Genomic DNA, 13,085 nt, shown 5'->3' with positions numbered 1-13,085 from the left:
ACTTCCTCAGATGAGGACGCAGTTCCGTTTTTCAAAACCCGGCCGATGGTCGAGTGGTCCAGGTCCGGGATGTCCTCGGTGAGCTGGACGTGTTTCTCCAGCAGTCGCAACGACCACCGGGCATACCCCTCCGGCGGCGCCGAGCACGCCAGGGCAATCAGCCGGGCCTCCACCTCCCCGGTCACCGGGGACGGCACCGGCGGAAGGTCGCGCTTCTTGCGCGAGATCGTGGCCAGGACATCGCCGCCGGTCTCGGCGAACCGCCTGGCGACCAGCCGCAGCGTCTCGCCCGAGACCCCGAGCCGCGCCGCGACCACTTCCTTCGAATCAGGCTCGCCTGCCGAGGTGTCCAGCGCGAGCAGCACCCGGGCCCGCATGATCGACGACGCCGGATGCACACCCGTCGTGGTCCACCGGATCAACTCCTCACGATCCCGTGCCGACAGCCTGACCGGCCGCTTCAAATGCGATACCACCACACCAGTCCTTGTCCGGCAGGGGAAAGGGACCTGCCGGACAACAGCCTCCCAGCCGCAAGCGCCACAACTAAGCAGCGACACGCTACTAGAAAGGGTAACGAAGGCCCGAGGCAACAGCGGTTAACCGCTGTTGCCTCGGGCCTTCGCTCATTCGAACGGAAACAGGAATCCAACTGGACCCGATTTCAAACCTCCACGTGTGTGGGAAGACTGCAACGCTGGCCTGCTGGCGCTGGCGCGCGAGGGAACACCCCCGCGTGCGCGGGGAAGACGACTCGGAGAACCGCATGGGCCAGGCGGCCGCCGGAACACCCCCGCGTGCGCGGGGAAGACTCCATCACGGGGTGCCAGGTCGGCAGGCCGAGCGGAACACCCCCGCGTGCGCGGGGAAGACGACCCGCGCCGCACCGCCGACCACTGGGTCGAGGGAACACCCCCGCGTGCGCGGGGAAGACTTCCTGACCAGGGACTATACCCCGCCTCACCCGCGTTTTGATTCGGTGCGCCACAGTCTCGGAAACCGACAAGACAGCACCACGCCCACCCTGAACAACTCCAGTCGACAACCACAGTCACTCAGTTAGTCACTCACCACACGCGGAAGACCACGGGGGACAGCCAACCCAAGATCGACACTAGCGTACGAAAAAGCCCGCTGACCTGGGCTTTATCCAGATCGAGCGGGCTTCTTCAGACCGTCGGGACGACAGGATTTGAACCTGCGACCCCTTGACCCCCAGTCAAGTGCGCTACCAAACTGCGCCACGTCCCGGCCGCATCCCGTTGTGGGGTGCGCGCATAGCTTAGCGCACCCGCAACCAACCCCCGACACACCCCCCCGGCTTGACCGAGCAGGGGCCCTACCTGCGGAGACGGCGGAGGCCCGTGGTGGGCGGGCCTCCGCTGCCTTCCCCTCGGTCGGTACCGAATCCCCCGGTCGACGCCCGTCCACTATGCGGTGGCGTGGTCGGGGGCACTACCGCCTTTAGTCGAGCCATCTCCGTCAACTTTCGGGTGACCCGTCGGTAGTGTCGCCTCCAGCGTGAAGCTGCCGTCGGCCCTTGCCGTCGTGGTCAGGGTGCCGCCCAGCAGGCCCACCCTCTCGGAGAGGCCGTGCAGGCCCTTGCCGTCGTGGTCTGCGGTGGTGGCCGCTGGAGTGGGTGGGGGGCTGTTCGCCACGAGCAGGTGCATGCGGTCGCCGTGGGCGGTGATCCGGATCTCCGCGGTGGCGCCCGGTGCGTGTTTGGTGACGTTGGTCAGGGCCTCTTGGACGACCCGGTAGGCGGCGCGCCCCACGGCTGCCGGCGGGGGTGGGCTGTGGTTTTCGCAGGTAACGGTCAGGCCTGCGGCTCGGGCTCGGTCGACCAGGGGTTGCAGGCCCTCCAGTCCTGGGGTCGGCTCGGGGGCGAGGAGGCCCAGGGCCGCTCGCATCTCGGTCAGCGATTCCTTGGCGAGTGCTCTCAGGCGGCGGGCCGTGTCCCTGGTGTCGTCGTCCTGGGTGGTGGCGGCCAGGGCTGCCGCCTCCACGGCTATGAGGGTGGCGTGGTGGCCTACGGCGTCGTGGATCTCGCGGGCGATCCTGGCTCGTTCCGCTGCCCTCGCACCGTCTTCCCTGGCCTCCAGCTCGGCGGCGCGGGCGCGGTGGGCTTCGGCGAGGCTCGCGGTCAGTTCGCGCCTGGTGGTGATCAGGGCACCGAGGGCGGTGGGGGCGCCGGACATGAACAGGCTGAACGTGACGGTCAGCAGTGCGGCGCCCGGGGGCAGTCCTTCGCGGGCTATGACGAACGCGGAGGGGACGACGGTCGCCAGCGCCACCCAGGTGATCATCAGTGGGGGGCGGGTCGTTCGTCCCAGGTGGTAGAGGGCCACCACGGCGGGTGGCCAGCCGAGGCCGCTCACCAGGGCCGGCAGGCAGAGGGCGGCCGCGGCCGAGGGGGTGCGGTGGCGCAGGGGGAGCAGGAGGCATGCCGCCAGGGCGGCGGGGATGGACCAGGTGAACGGGACGTTGCCGGCCATCAGGACCATCACCGCGGGGACGGTGACCGCCAGGACTTCGATCAGCACCGTCACCACGCGTCACGCACCTGGTGTGCCACGAGGGCTGCTTGCACCCGGTTCTCCACGCCCAGCTTGGTGAGGACCGTGGAGACGTAGCTCTTGACGGTGGCTTCGCTGAGCCCGAGCGAGGTGGCGATGGCCTGGTTGGACCGGCCCGACGCGAGCAGGGACAGGACTTGGCGTTCGCGGGCGCTGAGGCCGTCCAGGTGTCGCGTCTCGCGGAGCGTGCGGGTGCGGAGCCTGGGCAGCAGGCGGGCGGTGATGCGGGGGTCCAGGACGGCGCCGCCGGCCGCCAGGTCGAGCACGGCGCGGACCAGGGCTTCCGGCTCTGCGTCCTTGAGCAGGAAGCCCTGGGCGCCCAGTTCCAGGGCGGTGGCCACGTAGTCGTCCAGGTCGAACGTGGTCAGCACGGCCAGTGCGGGCGGTGACGTCCAGGCGAGCAGTGCCTTCAGCGCGGCCAACCCGTCCATGCCGGGCATCTGCACGTCGACCAGCGCCACGTCGGGGCGCGTGCGGCGGACGACGTCGAGCAGCGCGGCGCCGTCCGCGGCCTCGCCGACGACCACGACCCGGCCGTCGGCTTCGAGCAGCGTCGTGAGGCCCCGGCGCAGCAGCGGTTCGTCGTCAGCGAGGACCAATCGCACCGGCACTCCGCCAGGCAACCGCATTCGGCCTGGCGGAGCAACCGGTCACTTCTTGGCGCGCTTCTCCCGGACGCGGACGGAGATGCGGACGGGGCTGCCTTCGAAGCCGAATTCCTCGCGCAGCTTGCGCTCGATGAACCGCCGGTACCCGGCTTCCAGGAAACCGGTGGTGAACAGCACGAACGTGGGCGGGCGGGTGGCGGCTTGGGTGGCGAAGAGGACCTTGGGCTGCTTGCCGCTGCGCACGGGTGGCGGGGTGGCGGCGATGAGGTCGTTGAGCCAGGAGTTCAGCCGTCCGGTGGGCACGCGGGTGTCCCAGGAGTTCAGCGCGGTGCGCAGGGCGGGGGCGAGCTTGCGCACGGCGCGGCCCGTCAGCGCCGAGATGTTGACGCGTTCGGCCCACGGCACGCGGACCAGGCCGCGTTCGAGTTCGCGGACCATCGCGTGGCGCCGGTCCTCGTCGACGAGGTCCCACTTGTTGAAGGCCAGCACGCACGCGCGCCCGGAGTCGACGACCATGCTCAGCACGCGCAGGTCCTGCTCGCTGATGGGTTCGGACGCGTCCAGCAGCACGATCGCCACCTCGGCCGATTCGATGGCGGCCTTGGTGCGCAGCGACGCGTAGTACTCGGCGCCGGACGCGAAGTTCACGCGCTTGCGCAGGCCGGCGGTGTCGACGAACCGCCACGTGTCGTCGTCCAGTTCGACGAGCGAGTCGACCGGGTCGACGGTGGTGCCCGCGGTGGCGTCGACGACGGACCTGTTCTCGCCGGTCAGGCGGTTGAGCAGGGATGACTTGCCGACGTTGGGCCGGCCGACGAGGGCGACCCGGCGGGGGCCGCCGCGTTGTGCCTCGAACGTCTCGCGCGGCGTCTCCGGCAGTGCTGTGAGGATCGCGTCGAGCATGTCGCCGGATCCGCGGCCGTGCAGGCCGGACACGGGGATCGGCTCGCCGAGGCCCATGGACCACAGGGAGGCGACCTCGGCGGCGAGCCGTTCGTCGTCGACCTTGTTCGCGACCAGCAGCACGGGCCGCTTGGAGCGGCGCAGCAGTTTCACGGCGGCCTCGTCGTTCGTGGTGGCGCCGACGGTGGCGTCCACGACGAACAGGATCGCGTCGGCGGTGGCCATGGCCAGTTCGGCCTGGGCGGCGACCGCCGCCATCATGCCGACGGCGTCGGGTTCCCAGCCGCCGGTGTCGACCACGGTGAACTTGCGGCCGTTCCACAGCGCGTCGTAGGCGACGCGGTCGCGGGTGACGCCCGGCACGTCCTGCACGACCGCTTCGCGGCGGCCGATGATGCGGTTGACCAGGGTCGACTTGCCGACGTTCGGTCGGCCGACCACGGCCAGCACGGGCTGCGGCGGTGCGCCGCCCTCGTCGCCGTACTCGTCGTCGGTGAACGCGGTCCAGTCGGACTCGTCCGCCCAGGTGCCGTCCAAGTCCGTCATCGAACTTCTCCTCGCTGGCTGTCGAGCTCGGCCACCAGCGTGGCCAAGCGGTCGCGGACCTGCTCGGTGGCTTTCACGAGCGCCTGCCGACCCTTGTCGGCGGGCAGCTCGAAAGCCTGACCCACGAGCACGTCCACCACGGGCCGGAACCTCCGTCGGGTTCCGGCGGGGCGCAGGGTGCCGCGGCACGCCACGGGTACGACGAGCGCGCCGGACGAGCGGGCGAGCCACGCGGCGCCCTGCTGCGCCTCGTTCACGTCGCCCGTGCCGCGGGTGCCCTCGGGGAACACGCCGATCACGCCGCCGGCCCGCAGCACCTTCTGCGCGGCGAGCAGCGGTGTGCGGTCGGGTTCGCCGCGGCGCACGGCCAGCTGGCCGATCGCGCGCAGGCCGGTGCCCGCGACGCCCTTGAACATCTCCTGCTTGATCAGGAAGACCACGCGGCGGGGGAAGGAGCCGAAGAGGACCGGTCCGTCCGCCATGGAGCTGTGGTTGGCCACGATGACGACCGGGCCGGTGCGGGGCACGCGGTCGACGTGGTGCACGCGGACCCGGAAGAACAGGCGGAGCGGGCGGCGCGAGATCCACCGGCCGATGTCGTGCAGCCGGGGTGGCGCCCCCTGGGGGAGCGGATCGGTCACCCGTGCACCCGGCCGCTCGGTTGGGCCAGCAGGCCGTGCTCGTCGACCAGCGCCAGCAGTGCGGCGAGCACGCCGGCCAGGTCGAGGGAGGTGGTGTCGAGGACGACGGCGTCGTCGGCGGCGCGCAGCGGGGACACCGCGCGGGTCGAGTCGTAGGCGTCGCGTCGTTGCACGTCGGCGAGGGTGGCGTCCAGGGTGGACGCGCGGCCGGACGCGGCGTCCTGCTTGGCGCGGCGGGCGGCGCGGGCTTCGGCGTCGGCGGTGACGTAGACCTTGAGCGCGGCGTCGGGGGCGACGACGGTGCCGATGTCGCGGCCTTCGACGACGATGCCGCCCGCGTCGTCGAGCGCGGTGGCGATGACGCGGCGCTGTTCGGCGACGAGCAGCGCGCGCACCTCGGCGACGGCGGAGACCGGGGACACGGCGAGGGTGACCTCGGGGCCGCGGATCTCGACGCCGACGTCCGCACCGTCGAGGTGGGTGGTGGAGCGCTCGGGGTCCGTGCCCTGGACGAGGGTGGCCGCGCGGGCGACCCGGGTCACCTCGGCGGGGTCGGCGAGGTCGACGCCGGCGCGCAGCACGGCCAGCGTGATGGCGCGGTACATCGCGCCGGTGTCGAGGTAGCGTGCGCCCAGTGTCGACGCGAGCCGACGCGCTACGGAGGACTTGCCGGTGCCGGAGGGACCGTCGAGGGCCACCACGCCACGCAGCTCACCGTGTCCCACGGGGGTTTCCTCCTTGAGGCGGTACTGCGGTTCGTCAACCTCCAATTGTGCCTGGTGCGGAGCGTCACACGCGCATCGGCCCGTTCAGCCGCCCCGCGGCCCGGTCGCACGCTCGCGCGGGGGTCGCCGCCGGGGGTCCCCCTGTTTTCATCCTGCCGGCGTGGACCGGCGGAACGGGATGTCCGGTGAGCCGCCTGTGGACAGGTCGACGGGCTGTCCGCGGGCCGCGGGCGGACTGCCGAGGGGGCCGTCCGCGGGCCGCGGCCGGGCGCGAACCGCGGCCGGGCCGGGAACGGGCTGCGGACGAGGACGGGCCGGGAACGGGCTGCGGACGAGGACGGGCAGCGGACGAGGACGGGCAGCGGGCCGCCGCACGGCACGCGGTGGCCCGGTGCTCACGCGGGGCGCAGGTCCGCCAGCAGCAGCCCGCTGCGCGGCTTGGGGGTGAAGTAGGTGCTCTTGCGCGGCATCCGCCGCCCCGCCTCGTGCTCGGCCAGCACGTCCGCCAGCGGCACGGGGGCGATGCGCACCACGGCATCGGCGTCCGCCGGCACCGGGTCGGTGACCGGGCGGACGTGCGGGCTGCCCAGGCCGAGGGCGCGGCCGAACAGCACCTCCTCCACGACGGCGTGGTCGATGGGCCTCGGACCGGCGCCGTCGGGCACGGGCAGGGGCACGCGCACGGCCTCGGCGCCCGCCACCACCACGACGACGCCCGGTGTCGGCGGGGTCGTGGGCGGGACCGGGGTGGCGTCCAGGCCCACCGCCCGCCATGCCGCGACCAGGTCGTCCATGCCCAGCCCGGTGCCGGCGAGCGCCCGGTGGATGGGGCCGATCCGCAGCGCGGGACCGGCGGTGACCAGGGCGAGCAGGCCGGTCAGCCCTGCCGAGGCGGCGACCCGGTGGTTGCCGTCGGCGACCATGAGCGGGTGGGCGCCGGCGGCGTCCAGGAGTTGGTCCTGGTGCTCGCCCGGCCCCACCAGCCACAGCCGGTGCCGTCGTCCGCCCGGGTCGACGACGGACGCGGCGGGCTCGTCGTCCACCGCCGCCACCAGGTCGGTCAGCGCGGTGTGCCCCACCGGCACGAGCATGGCGGCGCTGGTGGCGCACCCCAGGTCGGCCAGCACGCGGGCGCGTTCGGCGACCACCTCGGGGTAGACGTCCTCGGTGTGCCCGACGGCCGCCGGGTCGGCCATGCACAGCAGGCCGTGCGCGGTGCCGTCCGGGCCGTCCACGCGGTAGGGGGCGACGACGTCGCGCACCTCGCGGTAGGCGGTGCCGCGCAGTCGGGCGAGGTCGGCCCTGGCCCGCGGGAGGGCGTCGGGCAGCGGGACGCCCGCGGCGAGGGCGGCGGGGGTGCGGTGCGGGTGCTGGACGGCGAGCAGCGTGCCGGGGCGTGCGCGGGCCAGGGCGGCGGCGATGCGCTCGGGTTCGGCGAATTCGTCCACGTCGGGGCCCGGCACACCGTCCTTGACGACCCAGCCCCGTCCAATCGACCTCACCCGTCGGATCACCGGACTATGATCGGGCACATGAACGTCGAGGTCACGCCGCTCCCCGGAATCGGCACCCGCCAGGACTTCATGATCCGCGCGGGCAGGCGGATCGGGGTGATCACCTACCGCGACGGCAAGTTCGAGCTCATCGTGTCGCACTCGGACGACCCCGACGGCTGCGCGGCGTCCATACCGCTCTCGGCGGCCGAGGCGGGCACGCTCGCCGGCCTGCTCGGCGCGCCGCAGCTGGTCGCGCACCTGGAGGAGCAGCACCGCGACGTCGCGGGCATCTCGACGCAGCAGTTCCCGATCGTGCCCGGTTCCCGGTTCGACGGGCGCCCGCTGGCCGAGACGGAGCTGCGCACCCGCACGGGCGCCTCGATCGTCGCGGTCGTGCGCGCGGGTTCCGTGCACCCGTCGCCGCGCCCGGACTTCGTGTTCGGGGGCGCCGACCTGGTCGTCGTGGTCGGCACGCGCGAGGGCCTGAACGCTGCCGGTGAACTGCTGGGGAGTGGCTGAACACCTTGCACAGCACAGCCACCGCGCTGATCCAACTCGGCGCGGTCTTCTTCGGTCTGGGCCTGCTCGGCAAGATGGCCTGGCGCATCGGGATCTCGCCGATCCCGCTCTACCTGGTCGGCGGCCTGGCCTTCGGGCAGGGCGGGCTGGTCCCGCTGCACGGCATCGAGGACTTCACGCACATCTCCAGCGAGATCGGCGTCATCCTCCTGCTGCTCCTGCTCGGCCTCGAGTACTCGGCGGCCGAGCTGATGACGGGTCTCAAGCGGTCGTGGACGGCGGGTGTCCTGGACATCGTGCTGAACGCGGCGCCCGGCGCGGCAGCGGCGCTGATCCTGGGCTGGGGCCCGGTGGGCGCGCTGGCGATGGCCGGCGTCACCTACATCTCGTCCTCGGGGATCATCGCGAAGGTCCTCGGGGACCTGGGCCGGCTCGGCAACCGGGAGACGCCGGTGGTGCTGTCGGTCCTGGTGTTCGAGGACCTGGCGATGGCGGTGTACCTGCCGATCCTGACGGCCGTGCTGGCGGGCGTGAGCTTCGTGGGCGGCCTGACGGCGGTGGGCATCTCGCTGCTCGCCATCACGGTGGTGCTGGTCGTCGCGCTGAAGTTCGGCCGGTACGTGTCGGCGGTCGTCGACAGCCCGGACCCCGAGGTGTTCCTGCTGAGAGTGCTCGGCGCGGCGCTGCTGGTGGCCGGTGTGGCGTCGCAGCTGCAGGTGTCGGCGGCGGTGGGCGCGTTCCTGCTGGGCATCGCGATCTCCGGTTCGACCGCGGAGAACGCGACGCGGATGCTGGAGCCGCTGCGGGACCTGTTCGCGGCGATGTTCTTCGTGGTGTTCGGCCTGAACACCGATCCGGCGTCGATCCCGCCCGTGCTGGGGCTGGCGGTCGCGCTGGCGGTGGTGACGACGCTGACGAAGGTCGCCACGGGCTGGTGGGCCGCGAAGCGGCAGGACATCGGGAAGATGGGCCGGGCGCGAGCGGGCGCGGCGCTGGTGGCGCGCGGCGAGTTCTCGATCGTGATCGCCTCGCTCACGGTGGCGTCCGGCGCGGTGGACGGGCGGCTCGCGGCGCTGGCGACGGCGTACGTGCTGCTGATGGCCGTGCTGGGCCCGGTGGCCGCGCGCGTCGTCGAACCCGTCGTGAGGTTCACCCAAAAGCGTGGTAGGGAACCGGCGACGGTCTGACCCTGTATCCCGGCGTTCGGCGGCGGCCTCCTGATGGGCGACTGCCGCCGAACCCCGAAGGGGGTCGTCATGTCACAACCAACAGGCGCCGGGACCACGGGCCGCTACCTGGTGCTCCTGGAGGACAGGTCGGTCGCGGCCGGCGCCCGGGAGATGAGCCGGGTCGCGGGCATCACCGCCACCAGCACCGCCGACCACGCCACCACCGCCGAACTGGCCGCCGCGGACGGCCTGATCTTCCAGGACCTCGGCATCGCCGTGGTCGACGCCACGCCCGACCAGGTCGCGCGGTTGTCGCGGGCCGCCGAGTCGCCGGGGCCGATCGCGGTGGTCGAGGCCGAGCGCGTCGTGCAGGCGTACGACACGGCCGACACCGGGCAGGCCGCCGCGGTGGACGAGTCGGTGTTCACGTGGGGCCTCCAGGCCGTCGGCGCGAACCTCAGCTCGGCCACCGGAAAGGGCGTCCGGATCGCCGTGCTGGACACCGGTTTCGCCGCGGACCACCCGGACTTCGCGGGCCGCGCGGTGATCACCAACTCGTTCATCGAGGGCGAGACCGCGGACGACGCGCACGGCCACGGCACGCACTGCGTCGGCAGCGCCGCGGGGCCGCGCACGCCCGCGTCGGGCGGGCCGGGGTACGGCGTCGCGCACGAGGCCGAGGTCTACGCGGGCAAGGTGCTGTCCAACGCGGGCTTCGGCTCGGACAGCGGCATCCTCGCCGGCATCGAGTGGGCCATCGCGAACGGCTGCGCCGTCGTGTCGATGTCGCTGGGCGCGGCCGTGCGGCCGGGCACGCCGCACTCGCTGATCTTCGAGCAGGCGGCGACGCGCGCGCTGGCCAAGGGCACGCTGATCATCGCGGCGGCGGGCAACGAGAGCAGGCGGCCCGGCTCGGTCAACCCGGTGGGCCACCCCGCGAACTGCCCGTCGATCCTCGCCGTGGGCGCGGTGGACGTGCACCGGGGCATCGCGTTCTTCTCCTGCGGCACCGTCGACGCGGTGGGCCAGGTCGACCTGGTCGGGCCGGGCGTCGACGTCTACTCCAGCTGGAACCGCGAGGACGGCGCCCTGGGCAGGCACAAGCGCATCCAGGGCACGAGCATGGCCACGCCGCACGTCGCGGGCGTCGCCGCGCTCGTCGCCGAGAAGCACGGCGCGCGCGGGTGGGAGCTGTGGGCGAGGCTGGCGCAGTCCGGCCGCCGCCTGGACCTGCCCTCCACGGACGTCGGCGGCGGACTGGTGCAGGCACCCTAGGCACGCGTCGGCCCGGGACCGCGGCGGTCCCGGGCGACGCCCGCGCGGGTCCGCCCGCCCGGCTGCGCGGCGCTGTCGGGTGGGGGCGCTGTCAAATGAGGCGCTGTCGGGTCGACCCCCTACGCTGTGCGGGTCGATCGTCCCCCGGTCGAACACGTGTTCTATGATCGCGGGTCGAGCCGGACGCGCAGAGAGGACAACCGAGATCGTGCAGGCGGACACGCTCGTGGAGCAGGAAGACAAGGTGGACGCCGTCGCGCCCGCCGCACCCGTGCAGGAGGACGCGCCCGTGCCGCAGGAGAAGCCCGAGCCCGGGGTGGAGGCCGACGCCGCACCCGAGCTCAAGAGCGGGCCCGGGGCCGAGACCGCACCGAGGGCCGAGACCACGCCCAAAACCGCGCCCAGGGCCGAGAGCGGCCCGAAGCCCGAGGACGCCGAGGCGAAGCCCGCCAAGCGCGCCAAGTCGACGGCCAAGAAGACCCGCACGGTCGAGCTGACGCTCACCGTCACCGGGACCGCCGACGGCGAGTGGCAGGCCGACCTGGTGCACGGCACCAGGCGGGTCGTGCAGGGCCTGAGCATCTCGGCCGCGGCCGTGTCGCGCGCGGCCAAGGAGCTGCACGAGGACATCGCCGGCGGCATCGAGGACGTCATCGAGACCGCTCGCGCCCAGCACCGCACCCGCATGGAGGAGCTGGAGGCCGAGCTGGCGAAGGTGAAGGCCGCCCTCGCCGAGCTCAACGACTGAGCCGACGCACCCCGCGGAGGGCCGCCCGCGCACCGCGTGGGCGGTCCTCCGTCGTCGGGAGGGGGGTCAGCGCGAGGGGTCGAGGACGAGCTTCCCGGTCGACCGCCGCGAGCGCAGGTCCTCGTGGGCGCGGCGCACCTCGGAGAGGCCGTACTCGCCCCCCGGCACGGCCCGCAGGTCGCCCGCGAGCACCAGGTCGAACAGCTCGCCCATGGCGCGGTGCACCACGCGGCCGGGCAGCGTGAAGGCGTGCGGCAGCCACATGCCGGCCACGGCGGTGGAGCGGACGAGCAGCTTGCCGGGCGGGATCGGCGACGGCTGCTCGCGGCTGGCCATGCCGTAGAACGCGAGTCGGCCGAACGGCGCGAGCGCCGCGACGCTCTGGTCGGTGACCGCGCCGCCGGTCATGTCGAGCACGACGTCGACGCGGCGGCCGTCGTTGGCCTCGCGCAGGGTGGCCGTCATGTCCGGCGAGGTCGAGTCGACGGCCACGTCGGCGCCGAGTTCGAGGGCGAGCGCGCGCTTGTCCTCGCTGCTGGCGGTGGCGATGACGCGACCGGCGCCCCACCTCTTGGCCAGCTGCACGGCGATCGTGCCGACCCCGCCCGCGGCGGCGTGCACGACGACGGTCTCGCCCTCCTCCAGGTGGGCGCTGCGGCGCAGCAGCAGCCACGCCGTGGCGCCCTGCACGACCATGCTGAGCGCGGTCACGTCGTCCACGCCGTCGGGCACGTCGAACGCGGTCGCCTCGGGCACGACGGCCTTCTGCGCGTAGCCGCCGCCGCCGGAGGTGAGGGCGACGACGCGCCGGTCGCCGGTGGTGCCGACGACCTCGCCGCCGGGCACCAGCGGCAGTTCCTGCTTGGCCAGGTAGGAGTTCTCGGCCTGGTGGGTGTCGGCGTAGTTGAGGCCCGCGCGGCTGACGTCGACGAGGAGTTCCCCCGGTCCGGCGACGGGGTCGGGCAGGTCGACCTCGGTGAGGACCTCCGGTCCGCCGAACTCGGTGATCTGGATGGCGCGCACGGGTGTCAGCTCTCCTCGGGGACGTCGGACGTGGTCAGCGGGTCGCGGGTGAAGCGGACGCGCTCGCCGGTGGCGGTGCGCGGACCGGGCGGGTTGGGGAAGGTGAACGGCGCGCTGGGACGCCCGGCCTGCACGAACCAGCATTCACCGGGTTGGCCGGAGCGCAACACGGAGACGAACGCGTCGACCACGTCGTCCACGCCCATGATGGGCATCCCGGCGGCCTCCAGGGCATCCTTGACGCCGGTGACGATGTTCGTGTCGGCGAACGACGGGCAGACCGCGTTGACCGTGATGCCGTCGGCGGCGAGCACGGGCCCGAGGCCGCGCACGAGGCCGACGACCGCCGCCTTGTTGGCGCCGTAGAGGGGGTCCATGGGCATCGCCATGAGGCCGGCCATGCTGGCGGTGGCCACGATGCGCCCGCCGCCGCGCGCCCTGAGCGCGGGCAGGGCGGCGTGCACGCCGTACACGACGCCGTCGAGGTTGATGCCCATGACGGTGCGGTACCGCTCGACGTCGAAGTCGTCGAAGGTGAAGCCGGTGGCGATGCCGGCGTTGAGCACGGCGACGTCGAGGCCGCCGAACCGCTCGACGGCCAGGGCCACGGCCGCCTCGCTGTCGCGGGGGTCGCGCACGTCGCAGTGGACGAAGACGCCGCCCACCTCGTCGGCCACGGCCTCGCCGCCCGCGTCGTCGACGTCGGCGACGACGACCGAGGCACCGGCCGCGGCGAGCCGCCTCGCCAGGCCCGCGCCGATGCCGTTCGCGGCTCCGGTGACCAGTGCGACCTTGCCCGAGAAATCCACCGCGCCTCCTCTGGCGACACATTCCGACCAGTCGGTATGGTTCCCTC

Annotated in this window: 12 protein-coding genes, 1 tRNA gene and 1 pseudogene; 4 read left to right on the top strand and 10 right to left on the bottom strand. The window is 73.1% G+C overall.

What is annotated here, in order from left to right; genetic code table 11:
* Nucleotides 1–92 precede the first annotated feature (92 nt).
* The 8 genes and pseudogenes from J2S66_RS00710 to J2S66_RS00675 form a co-directional block, all read right to left on the bottom strand.
* Nucleotides 93–377, bottom strand: a pseudogene (locus J2S66_RS00710) (helix-turn-helix domain-containing protein); the annotation flags it as partial.
* A gap of 800 nt (nucleotides 378–1,177) precedes the next feature.
* A tRNA-Pro gene (locus tag J2S66_RS00705) sits at nucleotides 1,178–1,251 on the bottom strand.
* Nucleotides 1,252–1,430: 179 nt separating this feature from the next.
* A complete protein-coding gene (locus J2S66_RS00700) occupies nucleotides 1,431–2,552 on the bottom strand; it encodes a sensor histidine kinase (RefSeq protein ID WP_310302347.1) in 1,122 nt (373 codons plus the stop codon).
* The gene (locus J2S66_RS00695; protein WP_310302344.1) at nucleotides 2,546–3,205 is read right to left on the bottom strand and encodes a response regulator; all 660 of its coding nucleotides are present in this window, start codon (nucleotides 3,203–3,205) and stop codon (nucleotides 2,546–2,548) included. Before J2S66_RS00695 ends, J2S66_RS00700 begins: the two co-directional genes overlap by 7 nt.
* Nucleotides 3,206–3,226: 21 nt before the next feature.
* Nucleotides 3,227–4,633, bottom strand: a complete 1,407-nt coding sequence (gene der / locus J2S66_RS00690; RefSeq protein ID WP_310302341.1) for a ribosome biogenesis GTPase Der — start codon at nucleotides 4,631–4,633, stop codon at nucleotides 3,227–3,229.
* Nucleotides 4,630–5,274: a lysophospholipid acyltransferase family protein gene (locus tag J2S66_RS00685; protein ID WP_310302338.1), complete on the bottom strand. Its 645-nt coding sequence runs from the start codon at nucleotides 5,272–5,274 to the stop codon at nucleotides 4,630–4,632. The genes der and J2S66_RS00685 overlap by 4 nt, the downstream gene beginning before the upstream one ends.
* Nucleotides 5,271–5,999 (bottom strand): (d)CMP kinase, encoded by a 729-nt coding sequence (gene cmk / locus J2S66_RS00680; protein WP_310302335.1) that lies wholly within the window; start codon nucleotides 5,997–5,999, stop codon nucleotides 5,271–5,273. Before cmk ends, J2S66_RS00685 begins: the two co-directional genes overlap by 4 nt.
* Before the next feature lie 395 nt (nucleotides 6,000–6,394).
* On the bottom strand, nucleotides 6,395–7,513 hold the full coding sequence (locus J2S66_RS00675) for a DUF1015 family protein (protein WP_310302332.1): 1,119 nt from the start codon (nucleotides 7,511–7,513) through the stop codon (nucleotides 6,395–6,397).
* 18 nt (nucleotides 7,514–7,531) lie between these two features.
* Here J2S66_RS00675 and J2S66_RS00670 point away from each other — a divergent pair, with 18 nt between their 5' ends.
* The 4 genes from J2S66_RS00670 (at nucleotide 7,532) to J2S66_RS00655 (ending at nucleotide 11,206) form a co-directional block, all read left to right on the top strand.
* Nucleotides 7,532–8,014, top strand: a complete 483-nt coding sequence (locus J2S66_RS00670; protein ID WP_306750236.1) for a cation:proton antiporter regulatory subunit — start codon at nucleotides 7,532–7,534, stop codon at nucleotides 8,012–8,014.
* 5 nt (nucleotides 8,015–8,019) lie between these two features.
* The gene (locus tag J2S66_RS00665; RefSeq protein WP_310302327.1) at nucleotides 8,020–9,201 is read left to right on the top strand and encodes a cation:proton antiporter; all 1,182 of its coding nucleotides are present in this window, start codon (nucleotides 8,020–8,022) and stop codon (nucleotides 9,199–9,201) included.
* Between the two features lie 69 nt (nucleotides 9,202–9,270).
* Nucleotides 9,271–10,458: a S8 family serine peptidase gene (locus J2S66_RS00660; RefSeq protein ID WP_310302324.1), complete on the top strand. Its 1,188-nt coding sequence runs from the start codon at nucleotides 9,271–9,273 to the stop codon at nucleotides 10,456–10,458.
* Nucleotides 10,459–10,666: 208 nt separating this feature from the next.
* Nucleotides 10,667–11,206, top strand: coding sequence for a DUF6319 family protein (locus J2S66_RS00655; RefSeq protein WP_310302321.1), 540 nt, complete (start codon nucleotides 10,667–10,669; stop codon nucleotides 11,204–11,206).
* Between the two features lie 66 nt (nucleotides 11,207–11,272).
* Here J2S66_RS00655 and J2S66_RS00650 read toward each other — a convergent pair whose 3' ends face one another.
* Complete coding sequence (locus tag J2S66_RS00650) at nucleotides 11,273–12,229, bottom strand: quinone oxidoreductase family protein (protein ID WP_310302318.1); 957 nt, start codon at nucleotides 12,227–12,229, stop codon at nucleotides 11,273–11,275.
* A gap of 5 nt (nucleotides 12,230–12,234) precedes the next feature.
* Nucleotides 12,235–13,038: an SDR family NAD(P)-dependent oxidoreductase gene (locus tag J2S66_RS00645; protein ID WP_310302315.1), complete on the bottom strand. Its 804-nt coding sequence runs from the start codon at nucleotides 13,036–13,038 to the stop codon at nucleotides 12,235–12,237.
* Between the last annotated feature and the right edge of the window lie 47 nt (nucleotides 13,039–13,085).

Origin of the sequence: Saccharothrix longispora, from assembly GCF_031455225.1 — a bacterium.
Lineage (GTDB): Bacteria > Actinomycetota > Actinomycetes > Mycobacteriales > Pseudonocardiaceae > Actinosynnema > Actinosynnema longispora.
The sequence above is the reverse complement of the archived record's forward strand: the minus strand, read 5'-3'. Positions and strand labels throughout refer to the sequence as shown.

Excerpts from the sequence above, each read along its gene's own strand:
- J2S66_RS00695 (WP_310302344.1), bottom strand. The coding sequence starts at position 3,205 with ATGCGGTTGCCTGGCGGAGTGCCGGTGCGATTGGTCCTCGCTGACGAC.
- der (WP_310302341.1), bottom strand. The coding sequence starts at position 4,633 with ATGACGGACTTGGACGGCACCTGGGCGGACGAGTCCGACTGGACCGCG.
- J2S66_RS00670 (WP_306750236.1), top strand. The coding sequence starts at position 7,532 with ATGAACGTCGAGGTCACGCCGCTCCCCGGAATCGGCACCCGCCAGGAC.
- J2S66_RS00660 (WP_310302324.1), top strand. The coding sequence starts at position 9,271 with ATGTCACAACCAACAGGCGCCGGGACCACGGGCCGCTACCTGGTGCTC.